Source organism: Pantoea sp. GW821-FHT03E06, from assembly GCF_059420725.1.
Genome location: NZ_JBWKUG010000001.1, coordinates 1,037,139 through 1,061,501, shown reverse-complemented (window position 1 = coordinate 1,061,501; position 24,363 = coordinate 1,037,139). Strand labels below are relative to the sequence as shown.

General features: G+C 52.7%; 21 protein-coding genes. 6 read left to right on the top strand and 15 right to left on the bottom strand.

Going from position 1 to position 24,363, the window contains the following annotated elements:
• Positions 1-113: 113 nt before the first annotated feature.
• The gene (gene tesB / locus AC07WB_RS04810; protein WP_097094700.1) at positions 114-977 is read left to right on the top strand and encodes an acyl-CoA thioesterase II; all 864 of its coding nucleotides are present in this window, start codon (positions 114-116) and stop codon (positions 975-977) included.
• A 70-nt stretch (positions 978-1,047) separates the two neighbouring features.
• On the opposite strand, the gene amtB is transcribed toward tesB, so the two are convergent.
• The 5 genes from amtB to AC07WB_RS04785 all read right to left on the bottom strand — a co-directional run bounded on the left by amtB (position 1,048) and on the right by AC07WB_RS04785 (position 6,991).
• Positions 1,048-2,337, bottom strand: coding sequence for an ammonium transporter AmtB (gene amtB / locus AC07WB_RS04805; protein ID WP_097094701.1), 1,290 nt, complete (start codon positions 2,335-2,337; stop codon positions 1,048-1,050).
• Between the two features lie 33 nt (positions 2,338-2,370).
• Positions 2,371-2,709: a P-II family nitrogen regulator gene (glnK, locus tag AC07WB_RS04800; RefSeq protein WP_007886947.1), complete on the bottom strand. Its 339-nt coding sequence runs from the start codon at positions 2,707-2,709 to the stop codon at positions 2,371-2,373.
• 259 nt (positions 2,710-2,968) lie between these two features.
• Positions 2,969-4,744 carry a SmdB family multidrug efflux ABC transporter permease/ATP-binding protein gene (locus AC07WB_RS04795; RefSeq protein ID WP_494940117.1) on the bottom strand — a complete coding sequence of 592 codons (1,776 nt, stop codon included), beginning with the start codon at positions 4,742-4,744 and terminating at the stop codon, positions 2,969-2,971.
• Positions 4,737-6,506 carry a SmdA family multidrug ABC transporter permease/ATP-binding protein gene (locus tag AC07WB_RS04790; RefSeq protein WP_494940116.1) on the bottom strand — a complete coding sequence of 590 codons (1,770 nt, stop codon included), beginning with the start codon at positions 6,504-6,506 and terminating at the stop codon, positions 4,737-4,739. Before AC07WB_RS04790 ends, AC07WB_RS04795 begins: the two co-directional genes overlap by 8 nt.
• Before the next feature lie 23 nt (positions 6,507-6,529).
• A complete protein-coding gene (locus AC07WB_RS04785; protein WP_494940115.1) occupies positions 6,530-6,991 on the bottom strand; it encodes an Lrp/AsnC family transcriptional regulator in 462 nt (153 codons plus the stop codon).
• Between the two features lie 115 nt (positions 6,992-7,106).
• On the opposite strand from AC07WB_RS04785, the gene AC07WB_RS04780 reads away from it, so the two are divergent.
• Positions 7,107-8,141: a PLP-dependent cysteine synthase family protein gene (locus AC07WB_RS04780; RefSeq protein ID WP_494940114.1), complete on the top strand. Its 1,035-nt coding sequence runs from the start codon at positions 7,107-7,109 to the stop codon at positions 8,139-8,141.
• A gap of 34 nt (positions 8,142-8,175) precedes the next feature.
• Here the strand turns inward: AC07WB_RS04780 and cof are convergent, their stop codons facing one another.
• Entirely contained in the window at positions 8,176-8,997 is an 822-nt protein-coding gene (cof, locus tag AC07WB_RS04775) for an HMP-PP phosphatase (protein ID WP_345827154.1), read from the bottom strand.
• 93 nt (positions 8,998-9,090) lie between these two features.
• On the opposite strand from cof, the gene AC07WB_RS04770 reads away from it, so the two are divergent.
• Together AC07WB_RS04770 and queC are read left to right on the top strand one after the other, a co-directional pair.
• Complete coding sequence (locus AC07WB_RS04770) at positions 9,091-10,806, top strand: SgrR family transcriptional regulator (RefSeq protein ID WP_494940113.1); 1,716 nt, start codon at positions 9,091-9,093, stop codon at positions 10,804-10,806.
• 26 nt (positions 10,807-10,832) lie between these two features.
• The gene (gene queC, locus AC07WB_RS04765; RefSeq protein WP_097094708.1) at positions 10,833-11,528 is read left to right on the top strand and encodes a 7-cyano-7-deazaguanine synthase QueC; all 696 of its coding nucleotides are present in this window, start codon (positions 10,833-10,835) and stop codon (positions 11,526-11,528) included.
• A gap of 32 nt (positions 11,529-11,560) precedes the next feature.
• Here queC and AC07WB_RS04760 read toward each other — a convergent pair whose 3' ends face one another.
• The 9 genes from AC07WB_RS04760 to bolA all read right to left on the bottom strand — a co-directional run bounded on the left by AC07WB_RS04760 (position 11,561) and on the right by bolA (position 21,950).
• Positions 11,561-11,968: an acyl-CoA thioesterase gene (locus AC07WB_RS04760; RefSeq protein WP_097094709.1), complete on the bottom strand. Its 408-nt coding sequence runs from the start codon at positions 11,966-11,968 to the stop codon at positions 11,561-11,563.
• 101 nt (positions 11,969-12,069) lie between these two features.
• Entirely contained in the window at positions 12,070-12,393 is a 324-nt protein-coding gene (locus AC07WB_RS04755) for a ComEA family DNA-binding protein (RefSeq protein ID WP_494940112.1), read from the bottom strand.
• Positions 12,394-12,532: 139 nt separating this feature from the next.
• Positions 12,533-14,401, bottom strand: coding sequence for a peptidylprolyl isomerase (gene ppiD / locus AC07WB_RS04750; protein WP_400454844.1), 1,869 nt, complete (start codon positions 14,399-14,401; stop codon positions 12,533-12,535).
• A gap of 237 nt (positions 14,402-14,638) precedes the next feature.
• Positions 14,639-14,911, bottom strand: a complete 273-nt coding sequence (gene hupB / locus AC07WB_RS04745; protein WP_036648244.1) for a nucleoid-associated protein HU-beta — start codon at positions 14,909-14,911, stop codon at positions 14,639-14,641.
• A 213-nt stretch (positions 14,912-15,124) separates the two neighbouring features.
• On the bottom strand, positions 15,125-17,479 hold the full coding sequence (gene lon / locus AC07WB_RS04740) for an endopeptidase La (protein ID WP_097094712.1): 2,355 nt from the start codon (positions 17,477-17,479) through the stop codon (positions 15,125-15,127).
• A gap of 187 nt (positions 17,480-17,666) precedes the next feature.
• Positions 17,667-18,938, bottom strand: a complete 1,272-nt coding sequence (gene clpX, locus AC07WB_RS04735) for an ATP-dependent protease ATP-binding subunit ClpX (protein ID WP_008103932.1) — start codon at positions 18,936-18,938, stop codon at positions 17,667-17,669.
• 129 nt (positions 18,939-19,067) lie between these two features.
• Complete coding sequence (gene clpP / locus AC07WB_RS04730; RefSeq protein WP_007886971.1) at positions 19,068-19,691, bottom strand: ATP-dependent Clp endopeptidase proteolytic subunit ClpP; 624 nt, start codon at positions 19,689-19,691, stop codon at positions 19,068-19,070.
• A 335-nt stretch (positions 19,692-20,026) separates the two neighbouring features.
• Positions 20,027-21,331 (bottom strand): trigger factor, encoded by a 1,305-nt coding sequence (gene tig, locus AC07WB_RS04725; protein WP_097094714.1) that lies wholly within the window; start codon positions 21,329-21,331, stop codon positions 20,027-20,029.
• Positions 21,332-21,632: 301 nt separating this feature from the next.
• Complete coding sequence (gene bolA / locus AC07WB_RS04720) at positions 21,633-21,950, bottom strand: transcriptional regulator BolA (protein ID WP_176519194.1); 318 nt, start codon at positions 21,948-21,950, stop codon at positions 21,633-21,635.
• A gap of 263 nt (positions 21,951-22,213) precedes the next feature.
• Between bolA and AC07WB_RS04715 the strand changes: the two genes are divergently transcribed.
• Both AC07WB_RS04715 and ampG read left to right on the top strand, forming a co-directional pair.
• Complete coding sequence (locus AC07WB_RS04715) at positions 22,214-22,792, top strand: lipoprotein (RefSeq protein ID WP_097094715.1); 579 nt, start codon at positions 22,214-22,216, stop codon at positions 22,790-22,792.
• Between the two features lie 54 nt (positions 22,793-22,846).
• Complete coding sequence (ampG, locus tag AC07WB_RS04710; protein WP_400454837.1) at positions 22,847-24,322, top strand: muropeptide MFS transporter AmpG; 1,476 nt, start codon at positions 22,847-22,849, stop codon at positions 24,320-24,322.
• Positions 24,323-24,363 lie beyond the last annotated feature (41 nt).

Below are 24,363 nucleotides of genomic sequence, written 5' to 3'. Positions count from 1 at the left end.
AATCGGCATTGCGCCCAAAGCCGCCAGCAGCTTGCTGAAATCGCGGCAAAATCATTGACGGAAACTGGTCGGATCTTTCACACTGACGCGAAAGACACACTGAGGAATCCGCAATGAGCCAGGCACTGCACAACCTGCTTAATTTATTGAATCTGGAAAAACTGGAAGAAGGCCTGTTTCGGGGTCAGAGCGAAGATCTTGGGCTACGCCAGGTGTTTGGTGGCCAGGTGGTGGGTCAGGCGCTGTACGCCGCAAAACAAACGGTGCCTGAAGAACGCATCATCCACTCTTTTCACAGTTACTTCTTGCGGCCTGGCGATAGCCATAAAGCTATCATTTATGATGTTGAAACGCTGCGTGACGGTAAAAGCTTCAGCGCTCGCCGCGTAAGTGCGGTACAGAATGGTCAGCCGATCTTTTACATGACGGCCTCATTCCAGGCGCCCGAAAGTGGTTTCGAACATCAAAACAGCATGCCGCAGGTGCCGGGCCCGGAAAATCTCCCCTCGGAACAAGACTTAGCGAAAAAGCTGGCCGCGCACTTGCCGCTCAAGCTGAAAGAAAAATTCCTCGCCGAACGTCCACTCGATATCCGCCCCGTGCAGATTCACAACCCGCTAAAAGGGCACGTTGACGAACCGGTTCGCCAGGTGTGGATCCGCGCCAACGGCGAGCTGCCAGAAGATCGCCGTATTCACCAATACTTGCTGGGTTATGCTTCCGATCTCAACTTCTTACCCGTTGCTCTGCAGCCGCACGGCAAAGGCTTCCTTGAGGCCGATATGCAAGTCGCCACCATCGATCACTCTATGTGGTTCCATCGCCCGTTCGACTTATCAGAATGGCTGCTGTACAGCGTGGTAAGTACCTCTGCGTCCAGCGCACGGGGCTTTGTGCGCGGTGAATTTTACAAGCAGGATGGCACCCTTGTGGCAACCACGGTACAGGAAGGCGTGATGCGCCAACGCGACGCATAAAAAAGGGGCGAAATCATCGCCCCTTGTACTTTTTATAGTTTTAGCGCACTGCTCTTCTTCAGCCCGATACTTACTGGTTGTAAGCGTTCTCGCCGTGGCTGTTCACATCCAAACCTTCACGTTCCTGATCTTCCGGAACACGCAGGCCAACAATCATATCCGCCAGTTTGAAGCCGATAAAGGCAACAACTGCGGTCCAGACGATGGTTACACCAACGCTGAACAACTGCACCCAAACCTGATGTCCCATGGTCACGCCTTCTGCGTAGCCCACGCCGCCCAATGAAGAGGAGGCAAATACACCCGTCAGGATACAGCCGAGGATACCGCATACGCCGTGCACACCGAACACATCACACGGGTCATCAACGCGCAGCCATCTTTTCAGCGTCGTCACGCCCCACAGACCGGCTAAGCCACCCGCCAGGCCGATGATCAGCGCGCCGCCGACACCAACGTAACCACAGGCAGGAGTAATCGCCACCAGACCCGCGATGAAACCTGAGCACGCCCCCAACAGAGAAGGTTTACCACGCACCGCCCATTCGCCAAACACCCACGACAAAACAGCGCCCGCAGTTGCCACGACGGTATTCAGGAAGGCCAGCGCAGCGATTTCGTTCGCAGAGGAAGCTGAACCGGCATTAAAACCAAACCAACCGACGTACAGGATCGCAGTACCGAGGAACACCATCGGCAGGTTATGCGGTTTGAACGCTTCTTTACCGAACCCTGCACGCTTGCCAACCAGGTAAGCCCCCACCAAACCAGCAACTGCGGCATTGATATGGACAACGGTACCACCTGCAAAATCGAGCGCGCCATCTTGTGCCAGCAAGCCGCCCGCCCACACCATGTGTGCGATTGGCAGGTAAGCCAGCGTCAACCACACGACGACGAAAATCAGCACCGCAGAGAAGCGAATACGTTCTGCCAGAGCGCCCACAATCAGACCGACGGTGATACAGGCAAATGATGCCTGGAAAGCCACGTGAATATATTGGTAGAAACTGCCCATCACGGCTTTCAGCTCAATATTCTTCAGCATCGCCCACTGGAAGTTCCCGAAGAAGGCGTTGCCTTCACTGAAGGCCAGTGAGTAGCCATAAATCACCCACAGCACGCATACCAGCGAGAAAGTCACGGCAACCTGGGTCAGCATGGAGAGCACGTTCTTACCGCGGATCAAACCGCCGTAGAACAAAGCGATACCCGGAATGGACATGAACAGTACCAGCGCGGTACAGATCATCATAAAGGCATTATCGGCTTTATCGGCTACGGCAGGCGCGGCCGCCATGGCCAGCGAGGGTAACAGCGCGAGGCTGGTGAGGCCCAACTTCGTCATTACTTTATTCATTTCTTTCCATCCCATCACAATTCAGAGCCCCAGTTACAGTGCTGCTTCGTCGGTCTCGCCGGTGCGAATACGAATGACGCGCTGCAGTTCCGCGACGAAAATCTTGCCGTCGCCAATTTTGCCGGTATAAGCGGCTTTGCTGATAACATCGACCACTTCGTCGAGTTGATCGTCCGCAATAGCGATATCAATTTTTACTTTTGGCAGGAAGTTAACGCTGTACTCGGCACCGCGATAAAGCTCTGCGTGACCTTTCTGGCGACCAAAACCTTTAACTTCGGTCACTGTCAGTCCCTGAATGCCAATAGAGGATAAGGCTTCACGCACGTCCTCCAGCTTAAATGGTTTGATTACCACGGTAACCAGCTTCATACGTTCCCCTCCGGATAAGAAATTGAGTGAGTCTTCGCGGACACGTAGGGATATAAGCAAAGGCTGTGCCATAAATAAAAAAAGTGGAATGTCAGTAGAATAGGCGCGCTGCATCACGCTTCGTTATGTGAAGCGCGACGCAATTTTGGCAGAGGGAAAGAGTAAGGTGTTGCAAAGTTGCACTGTTCTGGTGCCCACAGCCTCAAAGCAGTGCATCAATACAGAACATTCCGATAAAACTGTGCAAAAAAGGTGCAGATCACCCTTCAGCATGTACGGGAATGCCCGCTGCGAGTTCATCGCCAGCCTGCTGCAGCTGATACATTTGCCAATAACGTCCCTGCTGAGCCAGCAATTCAGTATGCGTACCGCGCTCAACCACCTGTCCACGGTGCAGCACTAAAATCTGGTCGGCTTCCGTGATGGTGGAAAGCCGGTGTGCAATCACCACCAACGTACTGTGCTGCCGCAGAGCGCGTAATGCGTGTTGAATTGCTTGCTCAGTCCCGGAATCGATATTGGCAGTGGCTTCATCAAGGATCAGAATCTGCGGCAATGACACCAGCACGCGCGCCAGTGCCAGCAGCTGTTTCTGTCCAACCGAGAGGTTATTGCCCTGCTCGCCAAGGCGCGTGTAAATCCCATCAGACATGCTGCGCGCCAGCGATGCCAGCTGCACGGTTTCCAGCGCTTGCCACACTTGCTCTTCTGGGATGTCGCGCCCTAAGCGGACGTTGGCCAGCAACGAATCTGCCAGCACCACCGGATCCTGCTGCACCATGGCGATGCTTTGGCGCAGGGCTGCGTGTGATAGCAGCGGCAACGGACGACCATCCAGTTCGATAGTGCCGCGTGTTACCGGATAATAGCCCATTAACAGGTTGGCTAAGGTACTTTTCCCGCTGCCGGTATGCCCAACCAGCGCCACAAAATTGCGCGCTGGCACGTCAAGATTAATATTGCTCAGTACGTCGCGGTTATCACGATAAGCAAAGCTCACATCGCGCAGGGAAATCTCTCCTGACGCCAGCGGCCGATCATCTGCGCCGTAGCCTTGCTGCACGGCATCCATCAGTTCAAAAATGCGTTCGCCTGATACCACCGCCTGTTGCAGCATCGACTGCTGCGTAGTTAATTCAATCAAGGGTTCATTGAGTCGGCCAAGATACGTGATGAACGCATAAAGCACGCCAACCTCAAACACGCCCGGCGTGGCGAAGCTAAACAGCATCAACAAACCGCACAGAATCATGGCGGAGAACAAGCTCAGCAACGGACGCAACAGAAAACCGTCCAGCCGCAGCGTTTCCATCCGCGCCAGATAGTGCGAACGACTCGCTTCGCCCATGCGCTCACCAAAACGTGCCTGCTGGCGAAACTGTTGGATCACGCTCATGCCGTTGATCACTTCATTGAAACCGTTATTAATGTCGGCCAGATAGCTGCGCACGCGGCGGGCAATTGGCGTACTGAAGCGTTGATAAATCATCATCACCGTCAGCACCAGCGGGAAAATCACCAGCGCCACCAGCGCCATACGCCAATCAAGCGAGAACATCGCCACCAGCATCGCACCAATCAGCGCAGCAGCACGCAATACGGTGGCGACCACGGTGACGTAAAGATCTTTGATCACTTCGGTGTCATTAGTGACGCGCGAGATTATTTGTCCGACCGGCTGCGTATCAAAAGCGCTGAGCGGTTGACGCAGCGCCGCGTTCATCACATCAACGCGCAGCTGCTGCACTACGCCAATGGCCGCACGGTTAAACAGCAGCGCCTGAAAATAGTGCAAACCGGCCGCCAGCAATTGCAGTAGAACGAAGCTCACCAGCAGCCCAGCCGCAATCCCCCACGGCATCTGATGTTTCGCCACCAGATTATCGATAAAGTAGCTGACCAGCACGGGCCCGGTAACTTCCGCAGCAGCTGCAATCCACAGCATTCCTACTGCCAGCCACAGCGATTTACGCCACGGTTTGCCATACGCCAGTAATCGTTTCAGCGTTGGCCATAAACGTTGTGATTTAGCCACGGCGTGCTCCTTCTGCCACTTCATCCTCATCTAATGCGGCTTCTAGCTGCTGATAGCGGTACATATCGCGATACCAGCCCTCTTTGGCTGTTAAGGTGTCATGATCGCCACGCTGCGCCACCGCGCCATGCTGCAGCACCAGAATTTCACTGGCCTCGGTCAGCGCCGACAAACGGTGCGCACTGATAATTAACGTGCGGCCTTTTCCCCACTGACGCAGGTTATGCAGGATGTCATGTTCCGTGCGACCATCAACCGCCGACAGCGCATCATCAAGAATCAGGATTTCGGCATTCAGCAACAGCGCACGCGCAATTGAGATGCGCTGCTTCTGTCCACCAGACAGCATCACGCCGCGCTCGCCCACTTCGGTGTCATAACCTTGGGGCAGGCGTAGAATATCGTCATGCACGCAGGCCATTTTCGCCACTTGTTCCAGCTCTTGCTGCGTGGCATTTGGGCGACCCAGCGCCAGATTATTGGCGATAGTGTCGGAGAACAGAAATGGCGTTTGACTCACCACCGCCAAACGACTGCGCCAGCTATCAAGCCGTAGCTGCTGCAGCGGGGTATTGTGATAGCGAATATCTCCCTGGTCGATATCGAAATGACGCTGAATCAGGCTCAGCAACGTACTCTTGCCGCACCCGGTTGGGCCACATAAACCGAGCATCTGGCCCGGTTTTAGCTGGAAGTTAATATGGCTGAGAACGGCGCCGGAACTGGCTGGATAGCGAAATTCGCGGATCGCGACGTGCAGATCGCCGGGGTCGGCGGGCAACACTTTCTGTCCATCCTCAACCGCAGGCACTTCTGCCAGCAGCGAGCGAATGCGACTCCATGCCGCGCTACCGCGCTCAACAATATTGATCATCCAGGCCAGCGCCAGCATTGGCCAAATCATCAGACCGAGATACATCACGAAGCTGGTGAGCTGACCGAGCGTTAAACTGCCGTTCCACACCATCCAGCCGCCGCCGGCGATCGCCAGCAGATTGGATATCCCGACCGCAATATAGATGGTGGGATCGAAACGCGCATCGACGCGCGCCACATGCAGGTTTTTCTTGCCGGTATCCGCGGCAATGTCTGAAAACTGTTGCGACTGATGATCTTCCAGGCCAAAGGCTTTGATCATGCGAATACTGGTCAGGCTTTCCTGAGTTTGATCGTTGAGGCTGGAAAACGCCGCCTGGGCGACTTTGAAGCGCTGATGCAAACGGGCGCCATCTTTCTGAATGACGAACGCCATAATTGGCATCGGTACCAGTGCTAGCAGCGTAAGCTGCCAGCTGATTTGCGTGCTCATCACCGCCAGCACCACCAGCCCCATCACCAAAGAATCCACCAGCGTCAGCACGCCTTCACCCGCAGCAAAAACAACGCGATCAACATCATTGGTGGCACGCGCGATAAGATCGCCAGTGCGGTGGCGCAGATAAAACGCCGGATGCTGACGACTGAGTTGACGATAGAAATCCTCACGCAGTTCCACCGCCAGCTGATAGGAGGCCCCGAATAGCAGCACGCGCCAGACGTAACGCAGCAAATAGACCACAACAGCCGTCACCAGCATGATGCCGATCCACATGAAGATCTGCCCTGCGTCCAGAGTATGCTGTGTCACGCCATCGACAATCACGCCCACCACATGCGGTGGCAGCAATTGCAGAAGCGCAATCACAATCAGCAAGCTGACGGCACCTAAATACCGCCGCCACTCGCGCAAGAAATACCAACTTAACTGACTGAATAATCGCACAAGACTGTCTCTTTATGTGCCCGTTAGGGCGCTACCGGCAAGGCGGTGGTGTATTTGATTTCTTCCATGGCAAAACTGGAGGTCACATCCATCAGGTCCGGCACGCCATTCACCAGACGTTTGTAAAAACCGTCGTAACTCTTCATATCCGCGACCTGAATGCGCAACAGATAATCGTACTCGCCTGCCATGCGGTAAAACGCCATCACTTCCGGCATTTGCTGCACCACGCTGACGAATTGCCTGAACCATTCGCTGCTGTGCTGCTGGGTTTTAACAAACATAAAGGCAGTAAGAGATAGACCAATCTTTTCGCCATCGATCAACGCCACGCGCGCACGAATAATGCCATCATCTTCCAGTTTTTTCAGGCGTTTCCAGCAGGGTGTTGTGGTGAGATTTACCGCATCGGCTAATGTCTGCAGCGACAATGTGCAATCCTGTTGCAGCATTGACAGCAGAGTGCGGTCAGTTTTATCTAACATCGGCCACTCCCGGAGAAAAATTTTCTCTAATCGCACCATTATAACCGGATTAAGGCAACCTCTTTTTCCTGCCAGTGCCTTACACTGTGCGCAATAATGATCACGGAAAAGCAACATGCAAACGCCCTGGGTTCGCCACGCCATCAATGAAATTAACGCCGATTTTCAGCGCTCGGCGGATACGCATCTGATCCGCTTCGCGCTGGATGATTTTCCCGGCATTCACTTATATCTCAAGGATGAAAGCACGCATCCCACCGGCAGCCTGAAACATCGACTGGCGCGCTCGCTATTTCTCTATGGTTTGGTTAATGGTCGTATCCGTGAAAATACGCCGATCATCGAAGCGTCATCTGGCAGTACTGCGGTATCAGAAGCCTACTTCGCACGTTTGCTTGGCCTGCCGTTTATCGCAGTGATGCCCGCCAGTACCGCCAAACGCAAGATCGAGATGATTCGTTTCTATGGTGGCGAGTGCCATTTCGTTGCCGATCCCTGCCAGCTTTACAGCGAATCGGAACGGTTAGCGCGTGAACTCAATGGCCATTTTATGGATCAGTTCACCTATGCCGAGCGCGCTACGGACTGGCGCGGTAATAACAACATCGCTGAAAGCATTTTTCGTCAGATGTCCCACGAACCGTTCCCGGTACCGCATACGGTGATCATGAGCGCAGGCACCGGCGGCACATCAGCCACCTTAGGCCGCTACATCCGCTATCAGGGCCACAACACGCGCTTGCTGGTCGTGGATCCACAGCATTCTGTGTTTTTTGATTACTGGCACAGCCGCAATCCTGCGCTGCGTAGCAATCGCGGGAGCTTAATTGAAGGCATTGGTCGGCCGCGCGTTGAACCGTCCTTTTTACCCGACGTGATTGACGAAATGATGAAAGTGCCCGACGGCGCAACCGTTGCCGCGATGCTGCAGCTAGAGCAGATCCTTGGACGTCGTCCTGGCGCCTCAACGGGTACTAATTTCTGGGGGATGCTGCAGGTGGCAAAACGTATGCGTGAAACAGGTGAGCAAGGCTCGCTGGTGACATTGCTGTGCGACAGCGGGGAACGCTATCCCGACACCTATTACAATGCAGACTGGGTGAAGCTGAATATCGGTGACATCGAGCCCTGGATCCGTGAACTGCAATAAAAAACCGGACGTCCTGTCCGGTTCACTGTAAGCCTCAGCATTCGGGGGAATAATCGAGGTGTGGTGTGGTCATCCAGTGATTTAAGTAGTGAGACACCGCCTGTGCCTCGCAATGGCCAATAATCGGCAGGTGGGGCAACGACGTTTTAAGTTGATTCATCGCGTTGCCCATAATGAACCCGCGGCCGACGCGTTCCAGCATTTCACGGTCGTTCATCGCGTCGCCAAACGCCATGCAGTCCGCCAACGACAGCGAAAGATGCTGGCACAAACGCCCCAGCGCTGCGCCTTTATGGCAATCGACCGGTAACACTTCCAGACAATCCCACGCGGAAAAGCAAATATTCGCCCGATCGCCCAGCGCTGCCTGCAATTCACTGCGCAATGCCTGCAACATCTCGTGAGGTGCAATAAAACAGATCTTGGTGACCTCATGCGCTGACATCTGGCGCAAATCACGCAGCTGATAATGGAAACCGCTCATAGCATGCGCCTCAAGCGCGCCGAGCAGCGGCTTATCGGTAAACCAGCCTTCGTCGTTGAAAATATGAATCGAAGCAGGGGTTTGCCAATGGGTATGAATCACCTCTTCTGCCACCGATGAGGTTAAATCACAGCCGTAAAGCTGGTTGCCTTCCAAATCGTGAATACGCGTGCCATTGCCGGTAATCAGCCATGCCGGCAAGGTAATTTGATCGCGCACACGCTGCATATCCATGAGATGTCGGCCGGTGGCAAAAGCCAGGGTTACACCGCGCTCGTGCAACGCATGCAAACTTGCCAGCGTTTCATTACCTAAACGATGCGTGGGCAGAAGCAGTGTACCGTCCATATCAAATGCCGCGAGGCGTGCCATGCGAATTCTCCTGTCTGAGTGAGGAGCTTACTATCACCTGGTAATTACGGAACTAATAGTGAATACTTCATTAAAACTGTTCCGGGTTTAGCGATGCGCGAACTTCATCGGGTTAATCAATTTCAACGTCTTTGGCAACTTAGTCACGGTGAGACGCAACGCCTTAGCGTCGCCGCGATGGCGCAGCACTGTTTTTGCAGCGAGCGCCATGTGCGCACGCTACTACGACAATGGCAAGAGATTGGGTGGCTGCGCTGGCGTGGCGAATCAGGGCGCGGCAAACAGGGCGAACTGACTTTTTTAGTATCGCCAGAGCAGCTGCGTCAACAACTGTTAACTCAACAGCTTGACGCCGGCGAAGCGGTGCAGGCATTGCAGGTGTTGGATCTCGATCCTGAACGGCTGGTGAAAATGCTGCGGCCACTGATGGGTGGGCAATGGCAGAATCAGTCTCCGGTGCTGCGTATCCCCTACTACCGTCCAATGGAGCCATTGCGCCCTCTGCAACTAACCGGACGCGCTGAACAGCATTTGGCGCGACAAATTTTCTCGGGATTAACGCGGTTTCGCGGTAATGATGTTGAAGGTGATATCGCCCATCATTGGCAGCACGATGCCAGCGGCAGGGACTGGTACTTCTGGCTGCGTCCACAGCTTAGCTGGCATAACGATGAGCCCATGCAGGCCGCGCAGTTGGTCGAACAACTGATGCAGATCAGGCAAACTCCGCGCGGCTTGCGTCTGCTATCGGCCATTGAAAAGATTGAAGCCCCGCATCCTCTGGCCATTCGCATCCAGTTAAATGAAAGTGATTACTGGCTACCGCAGCGGCTTGCGCATCAGTTTTGCTTGTTACCTCATCCTGACTTTGCTGATATTGGCAGCGGTCCCTGGAAACTGACTCATTTCACTCCTGAAATGGTGCGGCTGGAGAGCCATACTCGCTGGCACTTTCAGCGCCCGCTGATACAGCGCATGGAATATTGGATCACACCACAACTGTTTGATCGTGACCTCGGCACCAGCTGTAGCCACCCGGTACAAATTGCCATTGGCGATCCGGATGAACTGGATAAGCTGCGATCGGTTGACCGCAGTATCAGCCTGGGATTTTGCTATCTGGCACCGCGTATCTCGTCACATTTCAGCACCAAACAGGCCCAATTATTGATTGCCCTAATTCAGCGCAGCGGCGTGATTCAGCAGCTACCGCTGGCTGAAGGGTTGATTACCCCCAGTCATGAGTTGTTGCCTGGCTGGCCGGTGCCATTAGCAGCAAGTGATGCGATAGCACTGCCGCAAACGCTAACGTTGCATTACCATTTACCGGTTGAACTGCATGTGATGGCACAGGCGTTGGTTCCGCTATTAGCGCAATACGGCTGCGCCCTTACCTGTGTCTTTCATGATGTAAAAAGCTGGCGCGATGATAGCGATCTTAGTCAGGCCGATGTGGTGATGGGCGATCGACTGATTGGCGATGCTCCGCTGTTTACCCTGGTAAACTGGCTGGAGAATGATCCGCTATGGCTGCCGCTGCGCGCAAAAGTATTGCAACCCGCCCTGAGCGCCATTGCTCAGCAGGATAGTGCGATGCAGCGCAGTGCTTTAACCCAACAGCTGTTCCAGCAGCTGATGAGCGATGGCTATCTGCTCCCCCTGTTTAACTATCGCTATCAGGTATTTGCGCCACCGGGCGTGGAAGGTATCCAGCTTAACAGTTTGGGCTGGTTTGATTTCACCCGAGCATGGATCCCACCGCCAACGGCTGCCAACACTGTTCAGGCCTTGCCTGAGCCAGTACCATAGGCACACAGAATTTTGGGGAAGAACAAATGAAACGAGCTGTTGTGGTTTTTAGTGGCGGACAAGACTCCACCACGTGTTTAATTCAGGCGCTGCAACACTACGATGAAGTGCATTGCGTCACTTTTGATTACGGTCAGCGTCATCGTGAAGAAATTGAGGTTGCGGCAGCGCTGTCACACCAGCTGGGCGCACGCGCGCACAAAGTACTGGATGTTACGCTGCTTAATGAACTCGCCGTCAGCAGCCTAACGCGCGACAACATTCCCGTGCCCACTTACGATCCTAATGCCAGCGGTTTACCGAGCACCTTTGTGCCGGGCCGCAATATTCTGTTCCTGACGCTGGCCGCAATTTACGCCTATCAGGTTGAAGCAGAAGCCGTGATCACCGGCGTGTGTGAAACGGATTTCTCTGGCTATCCGGATTGCCGGGATGAGTTTGTAAAAGCGCTCAACAACGCTGTGAGCCTTGGTATGGCGCGCAATATTCGCTTTGAAACGCCACTGATGTGGCTGAACAAAGCCGAAACCTGGGCGCTGGCTGATTACTGGCAACAGTTGCCGCTGGTGCGTGCAGAAACCCTCACTTGTTATAACGGCGTGAAAGGCGATGGCTGTGGTGAATGCGCGGCTTGCCACTTACGGGCTCGAGGCCTGGCAGATTATCAGGCTAATGCGTCAGCCGTAATGGCAGCAATGAAACAAAAAAGCGGCCTCAACTGATTAGGCCGCGACTTACACTGGCGCCACTGGCGTCAGTCACTTTCCGCCATCAGAGAAGCCAAACGCTCACGTAATTCTCCTTCCATCGGTACCGCTTTTTGCGTGCGCAAATCAATACAAACAAAAGTCAGTGCGGCATCGGCCACAACTGAGTTATCACTGGCCAGCAGCACCCGCTGTGTAATAACACCGCTTTTACCGCTCAGCTGTGACACTTCACTTTCAATATTGAGTACGTCGCCCAGCACCGCTGGACGACGGTAATTGATATTAATATTGACCACCACAAACGCCAGCTGCTGCTCCATCAGCCAATGAAACGCATCGACATCCTCCAGCCACTGCCAGCGCGCCTCTTCAAGAAACTCCAGATAGCGCGCGTTATTCACGTGCTGATAAACATCCAGATGATAACCGCGCACTTTAATTGTGGTTTGCATTGTTGCTCCTGTTCAGGCTGAGAATGACAACTGGTAAGACCTGTTGAGCATAGCACAGCCTGAATTCAGGCTATTTCATTCCTTCAAAGTCGCGAGTCGCTTCACAGTTTAAGCCGATCGCTATTCCGCTCAATCAATACGCTGCCAATACCGGGAACCTCCTTAAGTTGCTCAATGGCAGTAAACGGACCGTACTGCTCGCGATAACTGACAATCGCCTGAGCTTTTTTCAGTCCAATACCATTCATACCTGCAGCGAGTTGTTCGGCGGTGGCAGAATTGATGCTGACCTGCCCTTCCTGTGGCGTTGAGACCTGGGTCGACTGCGTTTCGCTGGGACTTTCGGCAGCCGCCAGTCCGGTGGTATAAACTGCGCCACCCAGCGCCAGCGTAATGCATAGGGCTTGAAACGTTGATTTCACCATGCTGTGTTTCTCCTTGTGTTTGACAGCCACAGCAGGGTGTCACAGCTGAAATCAGGGCTCAAAAGGGCAATTTCAGAAATGGAAAAGGCCGCATAAGCGGCCTTTCAATATTGCAGTGATTTAACTTTTTTTGTGAGGCTTATTGGTTTTGTGCAGCGGCGCCGTACTTAATCTTCGCCTCTTTACGCAGGTTTTCCAGCAGCGCTTCGAAGGCGATTTGCGCATTATTTTGCGTCACACCTTTCACCATCTCATCGATCTGCGCTTGCGGCATATTGCCCGCACTGACTTTATCCAGCGCCACCAGCACCACGTTGCCCTGCATATCTTCGCTCACGCCCCAGGACGGCTTATTATCCGTCGGTTGTGGCAGATTAAAGGCCGACTGTGCCACTGGATCTTGCGCGTTACGATCAAACGATTTGCTGGCGCTCAGCGTCAGGCCCGCAGCTTGCAGTGCATCCGCTTTGCCGGCTTTCAGATCGGCCAGCAGTTTGTCTGCTTGTGCTTTCGCCTGTTGCGTTGCTTTATCGTGCTTCAGGGTATCCACAATCTGCGCTTTAACCTGATCCAACGGCTTCACCGCTTCCGGCTTATGCTCGCTGATACGCAAGACGAAGGCGCGATCGCCATCTACAGAGATGATGTCGGAATTGTTTCCTGGCGCACCGTTCTGTCCCACTAAACCACCGTTAAAGATGGCCTGCTTAACCTGGTCGAAATCCAGATCGGCTGGCAGATTATCACGCGTAATCCAGCCGGTTTCCGCCACTTTAAGACCTGAAGCCTGCGCAGCACCTGCCAGCGATTCGTTATCGTTGCTGGCCGCTTCGCTCACCTTCTGCTGCATCTTGTAGAAAGCATCAACCGCTTTTTCTTGTTTCACTTTGTCGGCAATGGCGTCATGTACTTCAGCCAGCGGCTTGACCTGCTCCGGCTGGATGTCATCCAGACGCACCACCAGGAAACCAACAGAAGATTTGATAGCGCCGGAAAGCTGGCCTTTCTGCGTCAGGTTGGCGTTTTTCAGCTCATCTGGCGTAGTGTTAGGTTCCAGCCAACCCATGTCGCCGCCTTTGCGGGCTGAAATGGGGTCGATGGATTTGCTTTTCGCCAGTGCGGCGAAATCTTCACCCTTCTTCAGCGCCTCAACAACCGCGTTTGCATCGGCTTCCGTTTTGGTCTGAATCACGCTGTAGCGGTTACGCTGTGGCTGTGAGTAATCGGCTTTATGTTGATCGTACCAGCTCTGAATATCTGCTTCGCTGGCGTTTTCCTGCAGGCTCGCGGCATCCATTTTGATATAGCTTACGCGGAACTGCTCCGGTGCCATAAAGCTGTTTTGATGCTGCTGATAATATTGGCTGACCTCTTCATCACTGGCAGTCTGCTTAGCCGCAAGTGCGTTGACATCAATCACCGCCTGACGGATTTCACGCTGCTGTGAAACCAGATCGACCAGCTTGCCGGTTTCGCCTTTCAGCATGAAATCGGTATTAGCAATCGCGTTGATCAGCTGCTGGGTTGCCAGCTGCTTACGCAGTGCTTCGGCGTATTGATCTGCCGTAAAGCCCATGCTGGTTATCAGACCGCTATATTTAGCGTTATCGAACTTACCGTTGGTCTGGAAAGCTTTTTGATTGAAAATCGCCTGCTTAACCTGCTCATCGCTAATGCCAATGTGCAGATCTTTGATGTACTGATCGAGCAACGCCTGATCAATCAATTGCGACAGCGCCTGTTGACGCATTTGCTGCATATAACCTTCATTGCTGGCTAACTGCGAGAACTGATCGCCTAGCATCTGCTGCTGACGATTGCGCTCATTGTTATAGCCCTGCTCCAGTTCTGCGCGACTGATCTCGTGACCGTTAACTTTAGCAGCATAATCATTGCCGCCACCAATCAGGTAGTTGCCCACCCCGGTGAGTACGAAAGACAGGATGATCAATCCCAAAATAATCTTGAGCACGACATGATTCGACGCCGCGCGTAAATTGTCCATCATGGTATGACAACACTCCGCTGTAGTGTGAATGTAAAGCTTTGACACGATGTCATCATCGTGCAACTGCTGTTCAGGCTGGCAGTTGGCAACCATGCGGAGACAACAACCATAGGCTATCGCCGCGCATCAAGAATAAAAAAGGCACATCAAAAATGATGTGCCCGTATGTTACATGAGAACGGCTTTTGCGTCCTCAATCCATAGAAGAAAATGCTTCAATGGAGGTATCAGCGGTCATTAATTGACGGAATCTTTCAGTGCTTTACCCGCACGGAAGCCCGGAACTTTACCAGCCGGAATGGTCAGCTCTTTACCGGTTTGTGGGTTACGGCCTGTACGAGCTGCACGCTCACGCACAGAGAAAGTACCGAAACCGACCAGTGCCACTTCATCACCGCCTTTCAGAGCTTCGGTAACGGAGTCCATGAATGCATCTAAAACACGTCCCGCTGCTGCTTTAGAAATGTCAGCATCTGCAGCAATTTTGTCGATCAACTGTGACTTATTCACTCTATTCATCCCCTCTTTTATTATTCACATCGCACCCGTGCTTCCCGCCCGGTGCGAACGCGCAGCAAGTTATATCAAGCCTGTGGAGCCGAAACAACGGTATTCATCTTAATCGTTGATCCAGCAGCCCACTAAGTTAGCGGCACAAAAAAAAGCTGGCAAGCACCATTTTGCCTGCCAGCTTCGCTTTTTAGCGGTTTATGCCGCTAATCACTATTTTGCGGTTGCAACCTGCATGCCGTAAGGCGCATTTTCGAGTGCCAGGTTCAGCACTTCTTCAATACGCTTCACCGGGTGAATCTCCAGATCGGCAATCACGTTCTGTGGAATATCTTCCAAATCGCGCTTGTTTTCGTCCGGGATCAGTACCGTTTTAATGCCACCGCGGTGTGCTGCGAGCAGTTTTTCTTTCAGGCCGCCGATCGGCAGGACCAAACCACGCAATGTAATTTCGCCTGTCATCGCCACATCAGAACGCACCGGATTACCGGTTAAGCAAGAGACCAGCGCGGTGCACATGGCGATACCTGCACTCGGACCATCCTTTGGTGTTGCACCTTCAGGCACATGCACGTGGATGTCGCGTTTTTCGTAGAAATCAGCATTGATGCCGAGTTTCTCCGCACGCGCACGCACAACTGTCAGCGCGGCCTGAATCGATTCCTGCATCACTTCGCCCAGCGAACCGGTATAGGTAAGTTTTCCTTTGCCTGGCACGCATGCGGTTTCGATGGTCAGCAGATCGCCGCCCACTTCTGTCCATGCCAAACCGGTGACCTGCCCCACGCGGCTTTCGCTTTCAGCACGACCATAATCAAAGCGCTGTACGCCAAGGAAATCCTTGAGGTTGTCACCGTTGATCACGATATGTTTTTTCGATTTGTCCATCAGCAGCGTTTTTACCGCTTTACGGCACAGCTTGGAGAGTTCGCGCTCCAGACTACGCACGCCCGCTTCACGGGTGTAATAGCGAATAATACCGACAATGGCGCTGTCATCGACAGTGATCTCTTTGTCTTTCAGCGCATTACGCTCAATCTGCTTCGGCAGCAAATGTTGCTTAGCGATGTTTAGCTTTTCATCTTCGGTATAACCGGAAAGACGAATCACTTCCATACGGTCAAGCAGCGGTGCCGGAATGTTCATGGAGTTGGAGGTCGCCACAAACATCACGTCAGAGAGATCGTAATCGACTTCCAGATAGTGATCGTTGAACGCAATGTTCTGCTCGGGATCCAGCACCTCAAGCAGCGCTGAAGCTGGATCGCCACGCATATCAGACGACATCTTGTCGATCTCATCCAGTAGGAACAGCGGGTTTTTCACGCCGACTTTCGCCATTTTCTGGATCAGTTTGCCCGGCATAGAACCGATGTAGGTGCGACGATGTCCGCGGATTTCCGCTTCATCACGTACACCGCCCAGCGCCATACGCACATATTTGCGTCCGGTAGCCTTAGCAATTGACTGGCCCAGCGAGGTTTTACCTACGCCTGGCGGTCCAACGAGGCACAGAATCGGCCCTTTGATTTTGCTAACGCGACTTTGCACCGCAAGGTACTCAAGGATGCGGTCTTTGACGCGCTCTAAACCATAATGGTCGATATCCAGTGTCTCTTGCGCTTTACGCAGGTCTTTTTTCACCTTGCTGCGCGCGACCCATGGAACCTGTACCATCCAGTCGATATAACCACGAACTACCGTAGCTTCTGCAGACATCGGCGACATCATTTTCAGCTTCTGCAGTTCAGCTTCCGCTTTTTCACGCGCTTCAGTCGGCATTTTTGCCGCTTCAATTTTACGTTTCAGCGCCTCGTATTCGTCAGGCGCGTCATCCATTTCGCCCAGCTCTTTCTGAATGGCTTTCATTTGCTCATTCAGGTAATACTCGCGCTGGCTTTTCTCCATCTGCTTCTTAACGCGGTTGCGAATGCGCTTCTCAACCTGCAGCAGATCGATTTCTGATTCCATCATCGCCATCAGATATTCCAGACGTTCATTGACGTCGGACATCTCCAGCACCGACTGTTTGTCAGCCAGTTTTAGCGGCATATGCGCGGCTACGGTGTCGGCCAGACGGGCCGCATCGTCGATGCTGTTGAGGGAAGTTAATACCTCAGGCGGGATCTTTTTGTTGAGCTTGATATAGCCTTCAAACTGGTTGATGGCCGTGCGCACCAGCACTTCCTGCTCACGCTCTTCAATTTCAGGTGAGATCAGGTATTCGGCTTGAGCAACGAAATGGTCGCCATTATCCGCCAGCGTGGTGATGTGCGCGCGCTGCAAACCTTCAACCAACACTTTTACTGTGCCGTCTGGAAGTTTCAGCATCTGCAATACAGAAGCGACGGTCCCTACTGAGAAGAGATCGTTAATGCCAGGTTCATCCGTTGAAGCCTCTTTCTGTGCAACCAGCATGATTTTTTTATCATGATCCATCGCGGCTTCTAGGCACCGAATCGATTTTTCCCGGCCAACAAACAACGGAATTACCATGTGCGGATAAACCACCACGTCGCGCAAAGGCAACACGGGGATTTCAATGCGTTCAGAACGCTCAGGATTCATAGAGCTCTCTCTTAGTTTAATGTCCGCCAGGTGATGGGTACCGCGTAATTGAGGTTTTGCAGTTAAACCCACAGGATATTGAGTATATGGGGATGCTTGTACGACATTCAATGTCACTGGCGAGAGAAAAACAAAAGGGGAAAGATTTTCCCCTTTTTTAAGACATCAACGTAGTGCGATTGTTTATTTATTCACCAGAAGCCTGGGCTTCATGCTTTCCATAAATCAACATTGGCTCAGATTGACCCTCAATAACTGACTCATCAATCACTACTTTTTCGACATCATCCATTGAAGGCAAGTCATACATGGTTTCGAGTAGTGCGCCTTCCACGATGGAGCGCAGACCACGAGCACCTGTTTTACGCGACATCGCTTTTTTGGCGATAGCCGTTAATGCCTCGTCACGGAACTCAAGTTCAACGCCTTCAAGATTGAACAGCGCCTGATACTGTTTCGTTAACGCGTTCTTAGGCTCACGCAGAATCTGAATCAGCGCCTCTTCGCTCAGTTCGCTCAGCGTTGCCACAACCGGCAGACGACCAATGAACTCAGGAATCAGGCCAAATTTAATCAGATCTTCAGGTTCAACCTGCGACAGCAGTTCACCTTCGCTCGCTTTCTGCGATTTACCTTTCACCGTTGCACCGAAGCCGATACCCGATCCTGTCTCAACGCGTTGAGAAATCACTTTGTCGAGACCGGCAAATGCGCCACCACAGATGAACAGAATCTTAGAGGTATCAACCTGCAAGAATTCCTGCTGCGGGTGTTTACGTCCGCCCTGCGGCGGTACGGCAGCCACGGTGCCTTCAATCAGTTTCAACAGCGCTTGCTGTACACCTTCGCCCGAAACGTCACGGGTGATCGACGGGTTGTCTGACTTACGAGAAATCTTGTCGATCTCATCGATGTAGACAATGCCGCGCTGTGCTTTCTGCACGTCGTAGTCACATTTTTGCAGCAGCTTCTGGATGATGTTTTCAACATCTTCACCCACATAGCCCGCTTCGGTCAGCGTAGTGGCATCGGCCATGGTAAATGGCACATCCAGTAAGCGCGCCAGCGTTTCTGCTAGCAGGGTTTTACCGCTACCGGTTGGACCGATCAGCAAAATGTTACTTTTGCCCAGTTCGATGCCATTGCTGGTATCGCCATTGCGCAAGCGTTTGTAGTGGTTGTATACCGCTACCGCGAGCACTTTCTTCGCCCTTTCCTGACCAATAACATAATCATCAAGGTGATGGCGGATTTCATGCGGCGTCGGCAGTGAGCTGCGCTCGCGATGCGGCGCAACTTCTTTGATCTCTTCACGAATGATGTCGTTGCAGAGATCAACGCACTCATCGCAAATGTACACTGACGGCCCGGCAATTAGCTTACGGACTTCATGCTGGCTTTTGCCGCAGAAAGAGCAGTACAGCAACTTACCTGAACCGTCTTTGCGCTTATCTGTCATCAGCTAACCTCTTTTGTTTCTCAGACCAAATTTGTTGTACGGCTCTGGCCGCACATCAACGGCCGATATTCATTCAACCCATCTGCCTGTTCCCCGTTAACTATAGCGTAAGGGACAGACAGATGTGTCTTATTGGCGATGCGTCAGGATTGAATCGACTAAGCCATACTCTACCGCTTCGCCCGCTGAGAGGAAACGATCGCGCTCGGTATCGCGTTCAATCTCTTCCAGCGATTTGCCGGTGTGCTCAGCCATCAACTCATTCATGCGCTGTTTAACTTTCAGAATTTCACGCGCATGGATTTCGATATCTGTCGCCTGACCCTGATATCCGCCCAGTGGCTGATGAATCATCACACGTGAATTAGGCAGGCAGAAGCGTTTGCCTTTGGTGCCTGCAGTCAGCAGGAACGCGCCCATTGAACAAGCCTGGCCCATACAAATGGTACTTACATCAGGCTTGATAAATTTCATTGTGTCATAAATAGACATTCCCGCAGTAATCACGCCGCCTGGCGAGTTAATGTAGAGATAAATGTCTTTTTCAGGATTCTCAGCTTCCAGAAACAGCATCTGCGCCACGATCAGGTTAGCCATATGATCCTCAACCTGACCGGTCAGGAAGATCACACGCTCTTTGAGCAGGCGAGAGTAGATGTCGTAGGAACGCTCGCCGCGCGAGGTTTGTTCAACCACCATAGGCACCAGCGCCATGTGCGGTGCAGTAAATTCACGATCGCCACTGTATGACATTACCGTCTCCTGATAAATTTCATTGGCAACATTCTGTACCGATTTTACGTGAGGCGCACCGGGAAAACTATGCGCGGTCCTCTCACTCCGACATAACAGGACGGTTAATCAGCCAGTCTCACTGTTTTCATGCATTCTCCCTGTATCTGGGGATGCTGCCCAGTTGTTTCAAGCATAACAACCTTTTGCTCATTCGCTAACACGGAAAAAGAGCTTAGCGGATAATTTGCCGATTAATTAAGCAAATAGACGACAAATCTGCGCTCTTAACGCCAGAAACGAAAAAGCCCGCGACTTTTCAGTCACGGGCTTAGCACTTACGGTTAACGAACGAATCAAGCCGCTGAGGTTTGGTTCATCAGTTCCTGGAAGTTAGTGGCTTTATCGGTGACTTTCGCTTTCGCCAGTACCGCTTCAACCGCTTGCTCTTCCAGAGCCACGTTGCGCATGTTGTTCATCAGCTCGCTATTCTTGCTGTAGAACTCAATCACTTCCTGCGGATCTTCGTACGCAGAAGCCATCTCTTCAATCAGCGCTTTAACGCGGTCTTCGTCAGCCTGCAGCTCGTTGATGCGAATCACTTCGCCCAACAGCAGTCCAACAACAACGCGACGTTTAGCCTGCTCTTCGAACAGTTCACGTGGCAGTTCCAGCGCTTGCTTCTCGTTGCCACCAAAACGCTGTGCCGCCTGACGACGCAGAACGTCGATTTCGCTGTCGATCAACGCTACCGGTACATCGATTTCGTTAGCGTTAACCAGACCGTCGATCGCCTGAGACTTCACGCGATTACGGATAGCGCCTTTCAGCTCGCGATCCATGTTCTTACGCACTTCAGCACGCAGACCGGCAATTGAACCATCTTCCACGCCAAAGCGCTTGATGAACTCTTCTGTCAGCTCTGGCAGCTCACGGGTTTCAACTTTCTTCAGCACGATTTCGAACTTCGCGTCTTTCCCTTTCAGGTTTTCAGCGTGGTAATCGTCTGGGAATTTCACGTCGATAGTGAAGGTTTCGCCGGCTTTATGGCCAACAACGCCCTCTTCGAAGCCTGGGATCATACGGCCTTGGCCCATTGCCAGCACGAAGTCAGAGGCTTTACCGCCTTCGAATTCTTCACCGTCAACTGAACCGCTGAAGTCGATGGTAGCGCGATCTTCAGCCGTTGCTGCTGCATCGCTCTCTTTCCAGGTCGCCTGCTGCTTCTGCAGGGTTTCCAGCATGGTATCAACGTCAGCGTCGGTCACTTCTACCACTGGCTTCTCAACTTCGATAGCGTCCAGGCCTTTCAGCTCAACTTCTGGATACACTTCGAACTCAACCGCGTAGGTGAAGTCTTCGCCTTCTTTATATTCGCCCGGCACATAGTTTGGTGCGCCAGCCGGATTGATTTTCTCTTTGATGATGGCGTCAACGAAGTTGCGCGTCATCAGCTCGCCCAGCACGTCCTGGCGAACAGAAGCACCGTAGCGCTGAGAAATGATGTGTGCCGGCACCTTGCCTTTACGGAAACCGTCGATACGGACTTTCTTAGCCACTTCCACCAGTTCTTTCTTCACTGCGCTTTCGATGCTGTCAGCTGCAACAGTAATCGAAATGCGACGGCCCAGACCCTGAGTGGTTTCTACTGAAACTGTCATCTTGTTACCTCAAAAAATCACGTGCTCGGTCAACTTCAGACACCACACATAAATGCGCCGTATCCAACAACCGGGACGGCCTCTGCAGGCAGAACCTAATCCCTGTCACCAGAAGCGTCCCGAAGACATTCCGGAAAAATAGACGCCGCATTATAGCGGCATCGCTGGAATGAGTCGAGGCTGCAAACTCACCACTTTTTAGCGGTTTTGCTGCTTTTTTGCGCCGTGGATCGCGTTTAAGGGGAATAAAGGAAAAGAAAACGGCCTGCTGGCCGTTTTTAGATGACGTGGTGATAAGGTTTCAGGCGAGCGTCCCGGCACCGCGACAGTTTGGTGAAGCCAATACGGTATCCTGTAATCCATCCCACTCTTTTTGCGTATAGGTGTGCAGTGCCAGCGCGTGCACGCTGCCTGCTAGCTCAGCGGCCAGTTCACCATAAATGGCGCGATGACGCTGCAAAAAGCGCTGACCGGTAAATCGATCGCTGACAATCACCACTTTAAAGTGACTTTCAGAACCGGCGGGCACGTTATGACGATAGCTCTCATCATGCACTTCAAGATGTGCAGGCTCGAAAGCGTTACGCAGCTTTTCTTCTATTTGTTCGCGAATCATGATTAACACTCCTTTCCGGCGAGCGCTGTGCCCATCTGTATAAATATTAGTAGGTTTTTTGCTGCTTCCGCAGGTTAGCCGGAAATAAATCCCCCGCGCTGCGCATAGTAACCCGCTTATCTGCCAGGTCAACCGGACGACGTTCCCGTTAACCTGAAAAAATCCTTTACAATCAATTTCCATTCGCATGGGGCTTTTTTCACCGCTGCGCAATGCTATGATGGCCGCAGTTTTGCAAACCAACCCATATGCTAACGAGAATGAGTATGTTGAAAAAACTGTTATTCCCTCTGCTGGCTGCATTTATTTTGGCCGGCTGTGCCAGCAACACCACAACACTGGATATTCAACCGAAGATCCAACTTCCTCAGCAAGATCCCAGCCTGATGGGTATTACCATCAGCGTTAACGGTGCCGATCAACGTTCCGATCAGGCGCTGGCGAAAGTTAACCGTGATGGTCAGCTGATCACGCTGACCCCATCGCGCGATCTGCGTTTCCTGCTGCAGGAAGTGCTGGAGAAGCAGATGACGTCGCGCGGTTACATGATCGGCCCAAGCGGTGCAGTTGATCTGCAAATCGTGGTAAACGGCTTATATGCAGACGTGACCCAAGGTAACGTGCGTTATAGCATCACCACCAAGGCTGATATTTCAATTATTGCTACCGCGAAGAACGGTAACAAGCAGGTGAAAAACTATCGCCAGACTTATAGCGTAGAAGGGGCATTCACGGCCACTAACGAGAAAATCACCAACGCCGTTAACTCAACGCTGAGTGATGTGATCGCTGATATGGCGCAGGACACCAGCGTGCATAACTTCATTAAGCAGAACGCCCGCTAATTTCCGCAGTAATTTGCCCGGCGACATTCAGCCGGGCTTCATTTCAGGTTGGTTATGACTTCTCACTATCTACGTATTTTCACCCAACGCAATGCGGCGGTATTGCTGCTGCTGGGTTTTGCCTCCGGCTTACCGCTGGCGTTAACCGCCGGGACATTGCAAGCGTGGATGACGGTAGAGAATGTTGACCTGAAAACCATCGGGTTCTTCTCCCTTGTCGGTCAGGCTTATGTATTTAAGTTTTTGTGGTCGCCGATGATGGATCGCTATACGCCGCCGTTTCTCGGCCGGCGTCGCGGCTGGCTGCTGGTCACGCAGCTGGCACTGATTGGCGGCATTATCGCCATGGGTTTTATGCAGCCGTCACGTGATTTAGTGCTACTGGCTGCATTAGCGGTATTGGTTGCCTTCTGCTCTGCTTCGCAGGATATCGTGTTTGACGCCTGGAAAACCGACGTGCTGCCGCCGGAAGAGCGCGGCAGTGGCGCAGCCATAACCGTACTGGGTTACCGTTTGGCGATGTTGATTTCGGGCGGACTGGCGCTGTGGCTAGCAGATCGTTATCTCGGCTGGCAGGCCACTTATTGGCTGATGGCGCTGTTAATGGTGCCGGGACTCATCGCAACACTGCTAGCGAAAGAGCCAGCAACGCCAGCGCGGGAACCGCATACATTACGTCAGGCCGTGACCTTCCCGCTGAAAGATTTCTTCCAGCGCAATAATGCCTGGCTGCTGATCACCCTCATCATCCTGTATAAGCTGGGTGACGCCTTTGCTGCATCACTTACCACTACCTTCCTGATTCGCGGCGTTGGCTTCACTGCAGGTGACGTTGGCCTGGTTAACAAAACGCTCGGCCTACTCGCGACGATTATCGGCGCGCTGTATGGCGGAGTGTTAATGCAGCGCTTGAGTTTGTTCCGGGCGCTGATGATCTTTGGCGTGCTGCAAGCCGTTTCCAATTTCGCTTACTGGCTATTGGCCGTGACGTCACCGCACCTGTGGAGCATGGCGAGTGCCGTGTTTATCGAGAACTTGTGTGGTGGCATGGGTACGGCGGCTTTTGTCGCTCTATTAATGACGCTATGTAATAAATCTTTCTCGGCGACGCAGTTCGCGCTGCTTTCTGCCCTTTCGGCCGTTGGGCGAGTTTACGTCGGACCCGCCGCCGGCTGGCTGGTGGAATTGTGGGGCTGGCCAACCTTTTACGCTTTTACCGTTTTTGCTGGCGTTCCAGGCTTGCTGCTGCTTTGGCTGTGTCGCGGCACCTTGCACCATATCCAGCAAAGTGGCGAGTTTGTGATGCGCAGTTTATGGCCGCAGGGCTATCGCTGGACGGTTCGTTTATTCAGCGTTGGCTGCGGTTTACTGGCCGTGTGGCTGCTCTCGCTCGCCCTGAATGCCACAGGCATGCTGCCGCTTGATGCGCTACTCACGCCGATGTTTGAGATTGGAATGGCTGCTGCGCTGCTCGCCGTTGCTTTAGGCGTAATTTTAGATGCTTTAGCGTTAAGAAAAATGCCCCGATAAAATCGGGATTAGGAAAAGGTTAATTGTTTGCACCGGAATAA